The 15,543-nt window shown below is 53.2% G+C and carries 17 protein-coding genes; 5 read left to right on the top strand and 12 right to left on the bottom strand.

Features of this window, described 5'->3' with window-relative positions; all coding sequences use genetic code 11:
• Positions 1-15 precede the first annotated feature (15 nt).
• Entirely contained in the window at positions 16-1,422 is a 1,407-nt protein-coding gene (locus FHW66_RS09235; RefSeq protein WP_183379487.1) for a pitrilysin family protein, read from the bottom strand.
• 256 nt (positions 1,423-1,678) lie between these two features.
• On the opposite strand from FHW66_RS09235, the gene ftsY reads away from it, so the two are divergent.
• From ftsY to rpoH, 4 genes are all read left to right on the top strand, one after another.
• Positions 1,679-2,767 carry a signal recognition particle-docking protein FtsY gene (ftsY, locus tag FHW66_RS09230; RefSeq protein ID WP_183379486.1) on the top strand — a complete coding sequence of 363 codons (1,089 nt, stop codon included), beginning with the start codon at positions 1,679-1,681 and terminating at the stop codon, positions 2,765-2,767.
• Between the two features lie 75 nt (positions 2,768-2,842).
• Complete coding sequence (locus FHW66_RS09225) at positions 2,843-3,535, top strand: cell division ATP-binding protein FtsE (protein WP_183379485.1); 693 nt, start codon at positions 2,843-2,845, stop codon at positions 3,533-3,535.
• Positions 3,532-4,455 carry a permease-like cell division protein FtsX gene (gene ftsX, locus FHW66_RS09220; protein ID WP_183379484.1) on the top strand — a complete coding sequence of 308 codons (924 nt, stop codon included), beginning with the start codon at positions 3,532-3,534 and terminating at the stop codon, positions 4,453-4,455. The genes FHW66_RS09225 and ftsX overlap by 4 nt, the downstream gene beginning before the upstream one ends.
• A 315-nt stretch (positions 4,456-4,770) precedes the next feature.
• On the top strand, positions 4,771-5,670 hold the full coding sequence (rpoH, locus tag FHW66_RS09215; RefSeq protein ID WP_183379483.1) for an RNA polymerase sigma factor RpoH: 900 nt from the start codon (positions 4,771-4,773) through the stop codon (positions 5,668-5,670).
• A 102-nt stretch (positions 5,671-5,772) separates the two neighbouring features.
• Here rpoH and FHW66_RS09210 read toward each other — a convergent pair whose 3' ends face one another.
• The 5 genes from FHW66_RS09210 to FHW66_RS09190 all read right to left on the bottom strand — a co-directional run bounded on the left by FHW66_RS09210 (position 5,773) and on the right by FHW66_RS09190 (position 9,777).
• A complete protein-coding gene (locus tag FHW66_RS09210) occupies positions 5,773-6,369 on the bottom strand; it encodes an SCO family protein (RefSeq protein WP_183379482.1) in 597 nt (198 codons plus the stop codon).
• Entirely contained in the window at positions 6,369-7,262 is an 894-nt protein-coding gene (cyoE, locus tag FHW66_RS09205) for a heme o synthase (RefSeq protein WP_183379481.1), read from the bottom strand. The genes FHW66_RS09210 and cyoE overlap by 1 nt, the downstream gene beginning before the upstream one ends.
• Before the next feature lies 1 nt (position 7,263).
• Positions 7,264-8,388 carry a heme A synthase gene (locus FHW66_RS09200; protein WP_183379480.1) on the bottom strand — a complete coding sequence of 375 codons (1,125 nt, stop codon included), beginning with the start codon at positions 8,386-8,388 and terminating at the stop codon, positions 7,264-7,266.
• A gap of 5 nt (positions 8,389-8,393) precedes the next feature.
• Positions 8,394-8,912, bottom strand: coding sequence for a cytochrome C oxidase subunit I (locus FHW66_RS09195; RefSeq protein WP_255458912.1), 519 nt, complete (start codon positions 8,910-8,912; stop codon positions 8,394-8,396).
• Positions 8,913-9,024: 112 nt separating this feature from the next.
• The gene (locus tag FHW66_RS09190; RefSeq protein ID WP_255458895.1) at positions 9,025-9,777 is read right to left on the bottom strand and encodes an SURF1 family protein; all 753 of its coding nucleotides are present in this window, start codon (positions 9,775-9,777) and stop codon (positions 9,025-9,027) included.
• A gap of 154 nt (positions 9,778-9,931) precedes the next feature.
• Between FHW66_RS09190 and FHW66_RS09185 the strand changes: the two genes are divergently transcribed.
• The gene (locus tag FHW66_RS09185; RefSeq protein WP_183379478.1) at positions 9,932-10,132 is read left to right on the top strand and encodes a twin transmembrane helix small protein; all 201 of its coding nucleotides are present in this window, start codon (positions 9,932-9,934) and stop codon (positions 10,130-10,132) included.
• 89 nt (positions 10,133-10,221) lie between these two features.
• Here FHW66_RS09185 and FHW66_RS09180 read toward each other — a convergent pair whose 3' ends face one another.
• The 6 genes from FHW66_RS09180 to FHW66_RS09155 form a co-directional block, all read right to left on the bottom strand.
• Positions 10,222-11,082 (bottom strand): cytochrome c oxidase subunit 3, encoded by an 861-nt coding sequence (locus FHW66_RS09180; protein ID WP_183379477.1) that lies wholly within the window; start codon positions 11,080-11,082, stop codon positions 10,222-10,224.
• 109 nt (positions 11,083-11,191) lie between these two features.
• The gene (locus tag FHW66_RS09175; protein WP_183379476.1) at positions 11,192-11,407 is read right to left on the bottom strand and encodes a DUF2970 domain-containing protein; all 216 of its coding nucleotides are present in this window, start codon (positions 11,405-11,407) and stop codon (positions 11,192-11,194) included.
• A 59-nt stretch (positions 11,408-11,466) separates the two neighbouring features.
• On the bottom strand, positions 11,467-12,030 hold the full coding sequence (locus FHW66_RS09170; RefSeq protein WP_183379475.1) for a cytochrome c oxidase assembly protein: 564 nt from the start codon (positions 12,028-12,030) through the stop codon (positions 11,467-11,469).
• A 139-nt stretch (positions 12,031-12,169) separates the two neighbouring features.
• Entirely contained in the window at positions 12,170-13,789 is a 1,620-nt protein-coding gene (gene ctaD / locus FHW66_RS09165) for a cytochrome c oxidase subunit I (protein ID WP_183379474.1), read from the bottom strand.
• 69 nt (positions 13,790-13,858) lie between these two features.
• A complete protein-coding gene (coxB, locus tag FHW66_RS09160; RefSeq protein ID WP_183379473.1) occupies positions 13,859-15,019 on the bottom strand; it encodes a cytochrome c oxidase subunit II in 1,161 nt (386 codons plus the stop codon).
• A 42-nt stretch (positions 15,020-15,061) separates the two neighbouring features.
• Positions 15,062-15,457 (bottom strand): DUF2244 domain-containing protein, encoded by a 396-nt coding sequence (locus tag FHW66_RS09155; RefSeq protein ID WP_370543437.1) that lies wholly within the window; start codon positions 15,455-15,457, stop codon positions 15,062-15,064.
• Positions 15,458-15,543 lie beyond the last annotated feature (86 nt).

The raw sequence follows: 15,543 nt of genomic DNA, 5'->3' as shown, positions 1-15,543 counted from the left end.
CACGTACCAACGGCATCAACGCAACATCCCAGGTAATGGAGCAAACCTCTTGGGAGCCGTCGATAAGGGTAAAGGTAACAAGGTTGCAACCGTCAACGCATCGTCCCCGAAGTATTTCCGGGCAACCGCCTGTATCTGATCCGAAGTCACTGACTTGAGCTTTTCAACAATACGATCGGCGTTCTTGTAGGAAATACCTGCCATTTCCATCACCCCGATTTCCATTGCCTGTCCAAAGATAGAGTCACGTTTGTACACCTGGCTGGCAATCAACTGCGTTTTGACACGTTGTAGCTCTTGCTGCGAAACCCCGTCACTGGCAATGCGCGCCACTTCGGCCCGTAACGCTGCCTCCAGCTGCGCAACAGTGACGCCGCTGACTGGACTGCCCTCCAGCGCAAACAAGGTCGGGCCACGTGTGAAATCATCATATCCAGCACTTACACTGGAGGCGATTTTGCCAGTGCGCACCAGACTTTCGTTGAGTCGCGCATTGTCATAACCATCCAGTACCGCCGCAAGTACATCTAGAGCATAGACGTCGTTGTCCTTTTCCACATCACGCAAGGTTGGGACCTTGAAAGCCAGCACCACATAAGGGTTTTCGGCAGGCGTCTTGACGATCACACGACGCGTGCCATGTTGATCGGGCTCATTCTGTGGCTTGCCACGAATGATCGGGCGAGCAAGGATAGAACCGAAATATTTCTGCGCCAGTACCAATACCTTTGCCGCACTGACGTCACCAGTAACAACCATGGTGGCGTTGTTGGGGGCATACCAGCGCTGATACCACGAGGCAACATCAGCTAAGGTCATCTGCTGCAGATCATCCATCCAGCCGATCACCGGATGGTGATAGGGATGCGCGACAAAGGCACTCGCGGCCAATGCCTCATTGAGCAGACCTTGCGGCTGATCATCGGTGCGCCAGCGGCGCTCTTCCATGACTACCCGGATTTCCTTGGCAAACTCACTCTTGTCAAATTGCAAATTGCGCATACGATCTGCTTCCAGCGCCATCACCGCTTCCAGGTTGCTTTGCTCCACTTGCTGAAAATAGGCGGTGTAATCTCGATTGGTGAAGGCATTTTCACGCCCTCCCAACTTGGCAACCAAACGACTGAAATCGCCCACTTTGTGCACCTTGGTACCCTTGAACATCATATGTTCCAAGGCATGTGCAACACCTGTGGTGCCATTGCTTTCATCGATCGAGCCAACCTTATACCAGATCATGTGAACGGCCGTCGGCGCACGATGGTCTTCCTTGACGATGATTTTCATGCCATTTCCCAGGACAAATTCAGTCCCTTGCACAGCGCCCTGCGCAGCCGATTGGGCTTGACCCATCGCGGCTTGCGTGACCAAATAAGTCAGCAACAGGAAACGCGGCAAGATTGTTCTGATCTTCAATGTCATTGGCGATGCTCTGTTAGAATGCTGGGACTCGGCGGGTACGGCGAAAATGCGGTGAGAATGCCCTGCACAGGGCGCTAATGCGCACTGATAGGGGCTTATACAACCAGATAACCGGCCAATTGTACCTTGATCACGCTCCTTGCCAGCCAAGAACAGCAAGGCTGGGAAAGCCGACCTGCGATCCCGGACTGCATAATCAGTCTGGCCCGATGAACAGCGCTGTACAACAGCCATTACAAAGCCATCCAAGCAACCGATGTTTAGTTTTTTCAAGAAAAAACCTCAGCCAGAACCTACCGTCGCCAAGCAAACAGTGCCGGCACCGGTACCGCCCGCAGGATCCAATACCGACGTTGAGAACACGGCATCAGAGGCCGTTTCAAGCGTTGTCTCAACCGCAGTAGCCGCGAGCGAAGTTATTCCCGCCGCCCCGGCTTCGGCTGAAGCCAAGCGCTCCTGGCTAGCTCGCCTCAAGAGCGGCCTGTCCAAGACATCCACCAATCTCACCACCCTGTTCGTTGGTGCCAGAATCGGTGACGAGCTCTATGAAGAGCTGGAGTCTGCGCTGCTGGTGTCTGATGCAGGTGTTGAAGCGACGCATTTCCTGCTGGATGCACTCAAGAAAAAAGTCCGTGATGACAAGCTCACCGAAGCGGATCAGGTCCGTCAGGCACTCCGGCAACTGCTGATTGATTTGTTGCGCCCTCTACAAAAACCCTTGGTATTGGGTCGCCATCAACCGTTGGTAATGATGATCGCAGGCGTCAACGGAGCGGGTAAAACAACAACCATCGGTAAACTGGCAAAGCATATGCAGGCGCATGATCAATCGGTGCTACTGGCAGCCGGCGATACCTTCCGTGCGGCCGCGCGTGAACAACTGGCGATCTGGGGTGAGCGCAACAATATCACCGTGATTGCCCAGGAATCAGGCGATCCTGCCGCCGTAGCGTTTGATGCCGTGCATTCGGCGCAAGCGCGCAGCACCAACGTCGTCATGGTCGACACCGCCGGACGCTTGCCCACCCAGCTGCACTTGATGGACGAACTCAAGAAAATCAAACGTGTCATCGGCAAGGCCATGGACTCTGCTCCGCATGAAGTTCTGCTGGTGATTGATGGCAATACCGGCCAAAATGCATTGGCGCAGGTCAAAGCCTTTGACGACGCGCTTGGACTGACTGGACTGGTTGTGACCAAGCTCGATGGCACCGCCAAAGGCGGCATCCTGGCGGCAATTGCCAAAACCCGTCCGATACCGTTGTATTTCATCGGCGTCGGTGAAACAATTGATGACTTGCAAGCTTTCAACGCCGAAGAATTCGTTGACGCCTTGCTGAGCTGATGCGATTTGTACTGCATTCCAAGGTGTTCCTCCGGCCCCAAGCGTACTGACAAGAAAAAAGGCAGACAACCAACGATGATTGAATTTGCCAAGGTCTCAAAACAATATTCGCGCAATGTCTTTGCACTGCGTGACATTACCTTGTCCATCCCAAAAGGAGAGCTACTGTTTCTGGCAGGCCCTTCTGGCGCTGGCAAATCAACTGTCCTGAAGATGATCGCAGCGATCGAGCGACCAAGCGGAGGCACCCTCACCGTCAGTGGTCACAGTATCAACACGATACGCCCGTCGGCCATGCCTTATTTACGGCGTAATCTTGGATTGATTTTCCAACACCAGCGCCTGCTTCAGGATCGCACCATCGTGGCCAACGTCATGCTGCCGCTTGTGGTAACCGGCGCCTCCCGCTCCGATGCTGAAAAGCGTGCACGCGCTGCACTGGATAAGGTCGATCTGCTCGACAAGGCCAACGCCGAGCCGCAGGAGCTCTCCGGGGGTGAACAACAACGGGTCGCCATTGCACGTGCCATCGTCAATCGGCCGCAAATCATTCTGGCTGACGAACCGACAGCCAACCTTGATCGGGAAAACGCCAACAAGGTACTGGCGGCACTCAAGTCGTTTCATGGCGTCGGTGTGACCTGCCTGATTTCTACCCACGATGATCAATACCTGAGTGGAGCGGATCGGATCGTCTATCTCGACCGAGGCCGCATCGTTGACGGCTGGCGCGGCGCTGAGCGCTACCCGGATGAGGAGCAGGCATGAACTGGCTACGCCAACATTTCTTTGCGCTGGGCGATGCTTTTACCCACCTGATGCGCTCTCCCGGCAACTTTATCCTCAATGTACTGGTCGTCTCGATCGCACTGGCGCTGCCTTTTGCGGGGCTGACCGTATTGCAGAACGTGCGCCCGGTATCCGAGCAGCTGGCGGTTGAACCAGAAATCAGTGTTTTTCTCAAAATGGACCTGAGCCGGGAGAAAGCACGCGCATTCGAAGATTCCATCCGCTCCACCCTCAAAGACAACAGCAGCGCAGCACGCCTCGAATTCATGCCCAGAGAAAGAGCCTTCGACACGCTCCGCAGCAAGACCGGGCTGAGCGACGTATTGGCTACGCTGGGTGAAAATCCGCTCCCTGACAGCTATGTATTGAAGATGTCAGGGTTCGAAAACGCCATGGACGCAGGCCGCATTGACAATATTGCGCAGGAACTGAAGACCATGCCGGAAGTGGATTCAGTACAAATTGACTCGGCCTGGGTCAAACGTCTGGCTGCGTTACTGCGCATCCTGAGGCTGGTCTTGCTGTTTCTCGGCATTACGCTGGGCGCGGTAGTGGTCGCCGTCGTGTTCAATACGATCCGGCTACAAGTCATGACGCAATACGAGGAAATCGAGGTATCCAGGTTGCTGGGTGCCACCAATGCCTTCATTCACCGGCCGTTTTATTACACTGGCGCCCTACTCGGTTTATGTGCAGGCGCGCTGGCGCTTGCGCTGGTAGCACTGGCACTGCAACCGCTGAACATCGCGATTGCTGACTTCGCGCGCCTGTATGCCTCTGAATTCAGACTGGCACCACCCAATCTGGCAGCCACAGGATTTTTGCTCGGCGTTAGCGCACTACTAGGCCTGATCGGCGCGATGCTGTCGGTTAAGCGCCATCTATCAAGGCTAGCCTGAGGCTTATCCCAGGCAACTATTAGCGGGTAATGGCGCCTCTTCAGGAAGCGCCATCGCAGATTTAAATTTCCCTGCAGTAATTGTTACAGCTTCTTTCTTGAAGCAGGCAACTTTGCGCCCAAACTAGGCTCTAAATGCCTTACTTAATGCAATTGCAAGAGTAACAACCATAGGTATCCGCTATCAGATCGTTCAAATTTGGTTATTAGCACTCTCCATGAAGGAGTGCTAGAATACCCGATAGAAATACTCCGACATTAAGGAATGGGCTTCATTTGTGAAGCTTCTTTCCGAACTCAGGAACAAGGAGAATCAATGAAATCAGCGTCTACACAAACCGCACTTATGCCTGTTGAAACCAATGCGCTCGCGCTTGGGTTCTCTGGTAGCCTGGGCAATCTTGACGCTTATATTTCGGCTGTCAACCGCTTGCCCATGCTGACCCACGACGAAGAAATGTCGCTGGCGCGCAGATTGCGCGATCACAATGACCTTGCTGCAGCACAAAAAATGGTCTTGTCGCATCTGCGTCTGGTGGTGTCGATTGCACGTGGTTACCTGGGCTACGGCTTGCCACATGCCGATCTGATTCAAGAAGGCAATATCGGCCTGATGAAGGCAGTCAAGCGCTTCAACCCGGATCAGAATGTGCGCCTGGTGTCCTATGCAATGCACTGGATCAAGGCTGAAATGCACGAATACATATTGAAGAACTGGCGCCTTGTCAAAGTAGCAACCACCAAGGCGCAACGCAAACTGTTCTTTAATCTGCGCAGCCACAAGGAAGGTCTCGATGCCATGACACCGGCACAGGTCGATGCATTGGCCAAGACACTCGATGTCAAGCGCGAAGAAGTCATCGAAATGGAAACCCGTCTTTCCGGTCGCGATATCGCACTGGAAGCACCAACCGATGATGAAGACGACAAGTTCGCACCGATCGCCTACCTGTCTTCGGACAACAACGAGCCGACCCGGGTAATCGAAGCACGTCAGTATGATCGCCTGCAGTCAGAAGGACTGGAAGCCGCGCTGAGCAAACTGGATGATCGCTCACGTCGGATCGTAGAAGCCCGTTGGTTGGCCAATGACGATGGTAGTGGCGCTACGCTGCACGAGTTGGCAGATGAGTTTGGCGTGTCGGCTGAACGTATTCGTCAGATCGAAGTCGTTGCACTGAAGAAGATGAAGGGTTCTCTGCAGGCATTTTCATAATGCATTACTGAACCTCTTCTCAAGTAAAAAAGGCGCTCCAACGAGCGCCTTTTTGTTTGTATCGTCAACAACTGAGTAGCGGTAGTGCCTCTGTATACCGTCTCAGGACAGCAATATCTTCAGATCGTGTACCAATGGCTCCGGACCTTGTCCATGCTTGACGAAAAGCCGGATGTGCCCTTGCGGATCGAAGACGTAGCTACCCGCAGTGTGGTCCATCGTGTAGGTGCCGGGGGTCTTGCCCGGCACCTTCTGATAAAAGACCTTGAATTCCTTGGCAACCTTCGCAATTGCCGCATCGTCGCCATACAATCCGAGGAAGCGTTTGTCGAATGCTGGTACATACTGCGACAAAATCTGCGGTGTATCCCGCGCCGGATCGACCGTAACGAACAAGACCTGTACCCGATCCGCCTGTGGCCCCAGTGCCTGCATCACGTTGGCCATCTCCGCCATGGTCGTTGGGCAAACATCCGGGCATTGGGTATAGCCGAAGAACATGATGACAACCTTGCCCTTGAAATCTGCGAGGGTACGTGGCTTGCCATTGTGATCGGTCAGCGCAAAGTCCTTGGCGTAATCGAGGCCGGTGACATCCGTGTTAATGAATTTTTCATTGCTGCCGGATGAGCAGGAAACCAGGGAGAACATCAGCAACGCTGCAAGTGCCAGAGCAAAAAAGGAATACCAGCGTTTCATCAAAAGCTCCTGAACAGCAAATAGTGATCCAGCAGCAATGCTGCAAACAGGATCGATAAATAGATAATTGAATAGGCGAATGCCTTGCGGGCGATCAGATCGGTGTAATGGCGATAAATCTTCCACGAAAAATGCAGGAAGATCGCTCCCAGCACAATCGCAAATCCCAGATAGATCAAGCCACTCATTCCGACCGCGAAAGGCAGCATGGTCGTTGCAAACAGGGCAATTGAATACAGCAGAATCTGTAGTTGCGTGAATTTCATACCATGCGTGATGGGCAGCATCGGCAAACCCGACTTGGCGTAGTCATCTCGACGGTATAGCGCCAGCGCCCAGAAATGTGGAGGTGTCCAGATGAAGATGATGAGCACCAGAATCCATGCCTGCATAGGTACATCATTGGCAATAGCAGCCCATCCCAGTGCAGGCGGCATGGCGCCTGCAAGGCCACCGATCACAATGTTCTGTGGCGTGGCAGGCTTGAGAATGATGGTGTAGATGATGGCATAGCCAAGAAAGGTGGCGAACGTCAGCCACATGGTGAGCGGATTGACCAGGCTGTACAAGACCCACATTCCCAACCCACCGATCACACTCGAGAAAACCAAAGTCTGCCCGACCGTAATCTCGCCGCGTGCCATTGGACGGCGCGCCGTACGCGCCATGCGCGAATCAATCTCACGCTCGACCAGACAGTTGATCGCAAACGCAGCGCCTGCAAGAAGCCAGATTCCCAGCGTAGCAAACACGACGCGGCGCCAGTCCGGCAAATCCGGGGTGGACAGGAACATGCCGATAACAGCACAAAAAACCGCGAGTTGGGTTACCCGCGGCTTGGTCAGGGCCCAGTACTGGGCCAGTCGATTGGTGTGGACAGTCAATGTGGTCATATCAGGAGATTGGCACGCGATACAAGCCACCAGCAGGCAGGGGGAATGCCGATGCCAGCGGCGCATGCCACAGCTTGTAGTTTAACATGACCAGCAATAACAGCATGAGGGCTGCACCGCCATTGTGCACGACCGCGATCGCCAACGGCCAGTTGAAATAGATGGTCGACAGGCCGGTTGCCAATTGCAGGCAAATCACAATCAGTATCCAGCCGGCCGTTTGCCGCAGTCCATTGTCACGTCGGGCCAACGCCGCAAGAACAAGGAGGTAAGTGGCTACGATGAATGCAAATGAACGATGCACCCAGTGAATTGCCGTCAATGCAGGAAAAGGCAAGTAATTACCATCCGCCGTTTTCCCAAGATGTCGCCACAGGCTGAAACCGTTTTCAAAATCCATGTTGGGTACCAGGGTTCCGTGACACAACGGAAAATCGGTACAAGCCAGTGCCGCATAGTTGGTACTGACCCAACCGCCCAAGGCTATTTGCACTACCAACAGCGATAGTCCCAGCAGCGCAGGAACCTTCAACATTCTGACACTCAATGCTACTGGGGTATGGTCAGTCTGGCGCGCTGCCACCCAGGCAAGCATCGCCAGGAGACTCAAACCCAGTAGCAAATGCGTGGTGACAATTACCGGCTGCAGCTTGAGCGTGACAGTCCAGGCACCGAATGCGCCCTGCAGGCAGACCAGCAATAAAAGTGCCGTCGGCCACCATGGCTGAAATTTACGCTCGAGTCGCTGCGACTTGATCCAACGCCACCAGGCAATCACGACTTGCGCAATGATCAAGACGCCAACAGCCATGGCCAGATAACGATGAATCATTTCAATCCAGGCTTTACCTTGCGTGACTGGTCCGGTCGGCATCGCTTCCTGCGCGGCGCTAATGGAAGCATGTGCCAGCAAAGGATTGGCGTGACCATAACAGCCGGGCCAGTCAGGACATCCCAGCCCAGAATCGGTCAGGCGCGTGAATGCACCAAACATGACCAGATCAAAGGTAAGAAACAAGGTGATCCAGATCAACTTACGATACTTGTTGGAATCGTTGGAGACCCAGACCAGCGTCAGCGGTATCAGCGCAACCAGCAGTCCGGTCAGGGCGAGTTGAGGCAACATGTTGGCTATCCTATGCTGGAAGCACGCAGTAAGCGGGCGATATCTTTTTTCATTTTGTCGGGATCGCCATCTTTCGGGAAGCGCATCATCAGGTTGCCGCGAGGATCAATGATGTAGATGTGATCCGAGGCCATCGTCCCCGGCTCGGTTGGCAACCATATCCTGAGTACGCTGGCATCCACGCGCAACATTTCGGTGCCGTCATATTCGCGCAGGATCAAGGTTTCCAATGGCTGATCGTCAGTAATCAACCAGACTCTTTCAATCCGATCCATCTCCTTGCCCTGCATCAGGCGCAGTTGTCGCATCGTAAAAAGACGAGACTGACATGCTGTATCGCAATCACTGCCAGCCACCTGCAGCATGATCCATTTTCCCTTGTAATCCTCAAGACTGGCCGGCTTGCCATCAAGCCCCTTGCCATGCAGTTGCGGCAAGGGATACTGCTGCGGGTCAATCAAGGCACCGTAATTGGTACGACTTTGTGGCTTGATCACGTAATAAGTTAGATAGGACGCAATCATCGGTGCGGCGCAAATGGCAATCACCAGGAACAATTTCCAGCGCCCCCGGGAACGCTGACTTGCGGGCGTCTGCGCCAAAGGCAAGGTAGATGATGCTGCTACGCGCGGTTGCTTATTTTTTTCCACTGCGAAATCCTGTCACAACAAAGAAAATAATGGCCATCAGGGCCAGTGCATACCATTGGACGGCATAGCCACGATGACGTTCGATGCCCAGCGATGCTGGCGGCCAGTCGCGGACCAAACCATCGCTGGAATTGTGTACATCCGGGCGCTGCTCAATCACGAATGCCAACAGAGATATGCCACTGACGTTGGCAAAAGCGGCGATATCCAGATTTTGCAGCATCGCCCCTGCACGGATCGGTTCCGGGCTACCCAGTTGCAGCAAATGACCCACACCAAGACGCAGCACGCCCTCAATTTCCAACTCACCCTGTGGGGTAGGCAACACCGGCAATTTGCTGCGGTCGTTCAAATCGCGTGAAATCCAGCCACGTTCAATGATCACTGCACTATTGGTGCCCGCTATTTTAAACGGTGTCAGGACATAAAGCCCGGGCCGCCCCTGATAGGGACGATTGTCGAGATACACAGTCCAGTCGGGTAGAAACTGCCCGCGCAGCCGGACACGTCGATATTCGCCTTGCGCGGGATCCAGGTGATCCACTGCGCCATCCAAGATCATTGCCGGTGCACTCGAGCGCTCGCTCATCCTTGCCTGGATTGCCTGCTTCTCGTCGCCACGACGTGTTTGCCATTGCCCCAGTAAGACACCACTGATTGCAACAACCAAGGTCGCCGCCAATGCGATCCAGCGCCCCTGAAAACTGAACCCTGCGCCGAATTTTCCACCGAATTTCAAACTGAATCTCCTTCCGATTGGCATTACAATGAACTAGCACTTGCCGCAGCGTCGTTCAGACGCTATACCTTAGGTAATCGTCGGCTCCTGCTACGAACAAAAAATCAATAACAAACCATCACGAGACAACGCCTTCCTGAGGGCTCTATTTTCCATGAAAATCATCGTCGCCATCGCTTTCCTGCTCATCATTGGCAGCCTCGCTTTCGCTTTACTGTTCATGATGCGGGATAAAGGCAGGAGCAACCGAACTGTCAATGCACTGACCTTCCGGGTTGGATTTTCGGTCTTACTGTTCCTATTGGTATTGATTGCGTATCACTTTGGATTGATTCAACCAACAGGGATTCATTGAGGCGCTTTTCAAACCTAAAAAAAAGCCGCACCTAAGTGCGGCCTGATGGCAGGTTTGTTGAATCCCTGCGAATGCTGTTTTGGTGTTGGTCACAACCAGTAAACCACCACATACAAACCTAGCCAGACGACATCCACGAAGTGCCAATACCAGGCAGCGCCTTCAAATGCAAAATGACGTTCTGGTGTGAAGTCGCCGCGCAACACACGATACAGCACAACCGACAGCATGATCGCTCCCATCGTCACGTGAAAACCATGGAAACCGGTCAACATGAAAAAGGTCGACCCATAAATACCGGACGTCAGTTTGAGATTGAGCTCATGGTAAGCGTGGGTATATTCGAACGCCTGAAAGCCGATGAATATCGCTCCCAGCAATACCGTCGCAAACAGCCATAACGCAGTCTTGTTGCGGTGACCGGCACGTAATGCATGATGTGCAATCGTCAGAGTCACACCGGAGGTCAACAGTAACGCGGTATTGATCGTGGGAATCGGGAATGGCCCCATCGTCTCAAACGGCTCAACGGTGCCGGCCGGACCACCACTACCCCAGTGCCCGGCAAAATCTGGCCACAGAACCTTGTGATCAAGATCCGCCAACCAAGGCATGGTGATGCTGCGTGCATAGAACAAGGCACCAAAAAATGCGGCAAAAAACATCACTTCCGAAAATATGAACCAGCCCATGCTCCAGCGAAATGACGCATCGATACGGTCGTTATATTGCCCCGATTCGGACTCTCGAATGGCCTGACCAAACCATTTATATAGCACCGCCAGCAGCGAGACGATACCCAGAATATTAAAGAATGCCCCCCATACATGGCCATTCACCCAGGCCGAGGCGCCAATCATCGTGCATAACAAGGACATGCCTGCAAGCACCGGCCATTGTGATGGGCCAGGTACAAAGTAATACGGTGCCTTAGCGTGTTGAAAACTCATCTTCATCTCCCAGTACGGAATTCGAATTTTTATGATTTTTGATTTCTGTTATTTCAAGCTATCGCAATCCTGTCATCAGACTGCGCCCCCCTACGCATTGAACATGGAGTCAATGCGCCACGACCATTTTCACAATCAACAACAACACCAGCACGAAGATCGCGGCACCAATGACACCGGCAATCAAGACATGCACGGGGTTAAGATTGGAGGCGTCACTTTCATAATCACTGCGCTTGCGTACCCCGAAGAACGACCAGAACACGGCCTTCATCGTCGCAATAAAAGAACCCTTGCGCTGGCTTGCCTGTTTCAAATCATTCATAGGTCGTTCATCCTCAACTTTCCGCTGCATCCGACCGACGGCTGATTGCATTGACGCCATCAGCTACTTTGCTTGACCTGTCCGCCAACCTCGAAAAAAGTATAGGAGAGCGTAATCGTTTTTACATCCTTGGGCAGGGCAGGATCAATGTAAAACACGACCGGCATCTGCCGGGCTTCATGTGGCCCCAAGGTTTGCTGGGAAAAACAGAAACATTCAATTTTCTTGAAAAACGCAGCTGACTGTTGCGGCGCATAACTCGGAATCGCCTGCGCATCAACCGTACGGGCTTGCGTATTGACTACCTCATACAACACCTGCTTCATCTCACCAGGATGGACAGTCATGCTGGTCACCGTCGGACGAAAACGCCAAGGCCCCTGCGCGTTGCCATCGAACTCGATTGTCACCGTACGGGTCATGTCAACCTGCGAGTTGCTTGGCGCCTGCACGGTTTGATCCTTCGGCGTGAGGAAGTTGACCCCGGTAACCTCACAGATCTTTTTGTAGACCGGAATCAACGCGTATCCGAAGCCAAACATCATGACCGCAATCACCAGCAACTTGCCGAACATCTGCAAATTGAGGCGACGTTCACCAGCATCCTGCTTGCGTTCAGTCATCCGTGCACCAACAAACGGTTGATGAATATACCGACAAAAAATCCCAACGCAACCAGTCCCAACAACAAACCAGTGCGCACATTGTTCGGCTTTTTACGATCTGTCATGGCATTCAACGGCAAGAGACTTGCCGATCCTTTTATTGAACGGTAGGTGGAACTTCAAAGGTATGGAACGGCGCAGGACTCGGCACCGTCCACTCTAGTCCTTCTGCACCATCCCATGGCTTGGCTTCCGCCTTCACGCCGCCCTTGATCGATGGAATCACGACGAAGAACAGGAAGTAGACCTGAGTCAGGCCAAAACCGAATGCACCAATCGAGGCAAGCATATTGAAGTCAGTGAATTGCGCAGGATAATCGGCAATACGGCGTGGCATCCCTGCCAGCCCGAGGAAGTGCATCGGGAAGAAAGTCACGTTGAAGAACACCAGCGAGGCCCAGAAATGAATCTTGCCGCGTGTTTCGTTGTACATGAATCCCGTCCACTTTGGTCCCCAATAATAGAATCCGGCGAACAGCGCGAACAATGAACCAGCGACCAGCACATAGTGAAAGTGCGCCACAACGTAGTAGGTATCCTGCATCTGGATATCAATCGGCGTCACCGCCAGAATCAATCCGGTGAAGCCACCCATGGTGAACACGAAGATGAAGCCAATGGCAAATAGCATCGGCGTTTCAAAGGTCATCGAGCCACGCCACATGGTGGCGATCCAGTTGAATACCTTGACCCCGGTTGGAACCGCGATAAGCATGGTGGCGTACATGAAGAACAATTGCGCTGTCACTGGCATACCGGTGGTGAACATGTGGTGAGCCCACACAATAAAGGACAGAATCGCAATCGACGAGGTCGCATAGACCATCGATGCGTAGCCAAACAAAGGCTTGCGGGCAAACGCCGGGATAATCTGCGAGATGATGCCGAAGGCCGGCAGGATCATGATGTAGACCTCGGGATGGCCGAAGAACCAGAAAATATGCTGATACATCACCGGATCACCACCACCGGCAGCATTGAAAAAAGAGGTTCCGAAATGGCGGTCCGTGAGGGTCATGGTGATCGCTCCCGCCAGTACCGGCATGACGGCGATCAGCAGGTACGCGGTGATGAGCCAGGTCCAGCAGAACATCGGCATCTTCATCAGCGTCATGCCAGGTGCACGCATGTTCAGGATAGTGACGATGATGTTAATCGACCCCATGATCGAAGAGGCACCCATGATGTGCATGGCAAAAATCGCCATGTCCATGCCTGGCCCCATCTGTGTCGACAGCGGTGCATACAGGGTCCAACCAGCGGCAGTCGCTCCACCTGGCACCAGAAATGACGTGGCAAGCAGCAGAGCAGCAGGTGGCAAGAGCCAGAATGAAAAATTGTTCATCCGCGCAAACGCCATGTCAGAGGCGCCGATCTGCAGCGGAATCATCCAGTTCGCGAAGCCGACAAAGGCCGGCATGATGGCACCAAACACCATGATAAGACCGTGCATGGTGGTGAGCTGGTTAAAAAATTCAGGCCGGAAAAACTGCAAGCCCGGCTGGAATAGTTCGGTACGGATCAACAGTGCCAGCACACCGCCAGAAAGCAGCATGGTGAACGAAAACCACAGGTACAAGGTACCGATGTCCTTGTGATTGGTGGCGAAAACCCAGCGACGCCAGCCGTGCGGATGGCCGTGCTCATGCGAGTGATCATGATCGTGTGCATGATCATGTGAATGGTCGTGACCTTGATCCACTACCGTTGTGCTCATTTCAATCTCCCAATGCCAATTTCAGAGGCGCCCTGGTTTTTTTATGGCGCTAAGTCCAGCGATAAAGATTTACTTGCGATCGGCAAGCACTTCCGCTGGTTGGACGATATTTTCCTGTGCCTTGTTAGACCATGTGTTGCGGGTATAGGTAATGACTGCCGCAATCTCGGTATCGCTGAGCACGGCCTTCCACGATGGCATGGCGTTTTTACCATTCAACACAAGATGAATCTGGGTGTCCTTTGGTCCGTTGACGATCGGATCGCCATCGAGCGCCGGGAAAGCGCCGGGAACACCTTTACCAGTCACCTGATGGCAGGCGACGCAATTGGCACCGTAGACTTTAGCGCCACGCTCGGTGAGCTCAGCGATCGTCCAGACCTTATTAGGATCATCAGCCTTGGCAGCCATTTCCTTTTTCTTGCCATCGACCCAACTCTTGTAGTCAGCATCACTGACCACTTTCACCACGATCGGCATGAAGCCGTGATCCTTACCACACAGCTCAACACACTGGCCACGATAGGTACCGATCTTTTCAGCCTTGAACCAGGTGTCGCGAACAAAACCGGGAATGGCATCCTGCTTCACGCCAAAGGCTGGAATGGTCCATGAGTGAATGACGTCATTGGCGGTGGTGACCAGACGGACCTTCTTGTTCACCGGCACGACCAGCGGGTTATCAACTTCCAGCAGATAATTGTCATCCTTCTTCACGGAAGAATCCGCGATTTGCTCGCGCGGCGTCGACAAACTGGACAAGAAGGCAATACCCTGTCCTTCACCGTTGAGATAATCGTACCCCCATTTCCACTGCATCCCGGTCGCCTTGATAGTGATGTCTGCATTGGAGGCATCCTTCATCGCAACAACCGTCTTGGTTGCTGGCAGCGCCATCCCGATCACGATCAGGAAAGGAATCACGGTCCATGCAATTTCAACCGTGGTGCTTTCGTGAAAAGTGGCTGGTTTGTGCCCTAGCGACTTGCGATGACGCAGAATGGAATAAAACATGACGCCGAACACGGCGACAAAAATAATCAGACAGATGATCAGCATCATCGTGTGCAGATCGTAGATCTGTGCAGCAATCTGGGTAACCGGTGGCTGGAAGTTGGTCTGCAACACGGCAGGACCACCATCACTATCAACCACTGCCCATGACGGCAGAGCAGCCGTCAGGAGCGATGCACCAAGCAGCAACGATTGGAGGCGCTTCGCAAGTATCATGATTTCCTCAAAAGCCCAAAATAATTATAAGAATTTTGTCCGCTACCTGACGACGCACCCTGCGAATAACGCACTTTCCAGCTCCTGTGCGAACTCGCGTCTCTTCCACTGCGTCAGATACCGCCCCACATCGATACGTGTCCCCGAAGAGACCAATGTGACCAGATTCTTCCCTGGTCGCATCGGTTCTATGCGCACCTGATGCAGGTCAAGCTTGAAGCAACTCTTTTCTCCTGCCAGCACCACTTCAACTAGCAGGTAATTCCCGACAATCGCAAGATACTCACGATCCGTCGCGTGACGTGCATAAATCAGAAAAGCAAAACCGACTGCTGACAACTCCAGTACCGAAAAAAATAGAATGTACCAGGCCCCATGCAAAGTGAAGAATAACGCTATCGAGAGAGATGTCGCACACAAGATCGTGAAAATCTTCACCAATTGGTGCGGCGCAACCGAGCAATTCCGCCTCAACAACCACTCACGCTGTACCACGATTCGCCTCCAGACCTTACTGGCGCAGC

Origin of the sequence: Herbaspirillum sp. Sphag64, assembly GCF_014192645.1 — a bacterium.
Classification (GTDB): Bacteria; Pseudomonadota; Gammaproteobacteria; order Burkholderiales; family Burkholderiaceae_D; genus Herbaspirillum.
This window is presented reverse-complemented; position numbering and strand designations above follow the sequence as displayed.

Excerpts from the sequence above, each read along its gene's own strand:
- FHW66_RS09235 (WP_183379487.1), bottom strand. The coding sequence starts at position 1,422 with ATGACATTGAAGATCAGAACAATCTTGCCGCGTTTCCTGTTGCTGACT.
- ftsY (WP_183379486.1), top strand. The coding sequence starts at position 1,679 with ATGTTTAGTTTTTTCAAGAAAAAACCTCAGCCAGAACCTACCGTCGCC.
- FHW66_RS09225 (WP_183379485.1), top strand. The coding sequence starts at position 2,843 with ATGATTGAATTTGCCAAGGTCTCAAAACAATATTCGCGCAATGTCTTT.
- ftsX (WP_183379484.1), top strand. The coding sequence starts at position 3,532 with ATGAACTGGCTACGCCAACATTTCTTTGCGCTGGGCGATGCTTTTACC.
- rpoH (WP_183379483.1), top strand. The coding sequence starts at position 4,771 with ATGAAATCAGCGTCTACACAAACCGCACTTATGCCTGTTGAAACCAAT.
- FHW66_RS09210 (WP_183379482.1), bottom strand. The coding sequence starts at position 6,369 with ATGAAACGCTGGTATTCCTTTTTTGCTCTGGCACTTGCAGCGTTGCTG.
- cyoE (WP_183379481.1), bottom strand. The coding sequence starts at position 7,262 with ATGACCACATTGACTGTCCACACCAATCGACTGGCCCAGTACTGGGCC.
- FHW66_RS09200 (WP_183379480.1), bottom strand. The coding sequence starts at position 8,388 with ATGTTGCCTCAACTCGCCCTGACCGGACTGCTGGTTGCGCTGATACCG.
- FHW66_RS09195 (WP_255458912.1), bottom strand. The coding sequence starts at position 8,912 with ATGATTGCGTCCTATCTAACTTATTACGTGATCAAGCCACAAAGTCGT.
- FHW66_RS09185 (WP_183379478.1), top strand. The coding sequence starts at position 9,932 with ATGAAAATCATCGTCGCCATCGCTTTCCTGCTCATCATTGGCAGCCTC.
- FHW66_RS09180 (WP_183379477.1), bottom strand. The coding sequence starts at position 11,082 with ATGAGTTTTCAACACGCTAAGGCACCGTATTACTTTGTACCTGGCCCA.
- FHW66_RS09175 (WP_183379476.1), bottom strand. The coding sequence starts at position 11,407 with ATGAATGATTTGAAACAGGCAAGCCAGCGCAAGGGTTCTTTTATTGCG.
- FHW66_RS09170 (WP_183379475.1), bottom strand. The coding sequence starts at position 12,030 with ATGACTGAACGCAAGCAGGATGCTGGTGAACGTCGCCTCAATTTGCAG.
- ctaD (WP_183379474.1), bottom strand. The coding sequence starts at position 13,789 with ATGAGCACAACGGTAGTGGATCAAGGTCACGACCATTCACATGATCAT.
- coxB (WP_183379473.1), bottom strand. The coding sequence starts at position 15,019 with ATGATACTTGCGAAGCGCCTCCAATCGTTGCTGCTTGGTGCATCGCTC.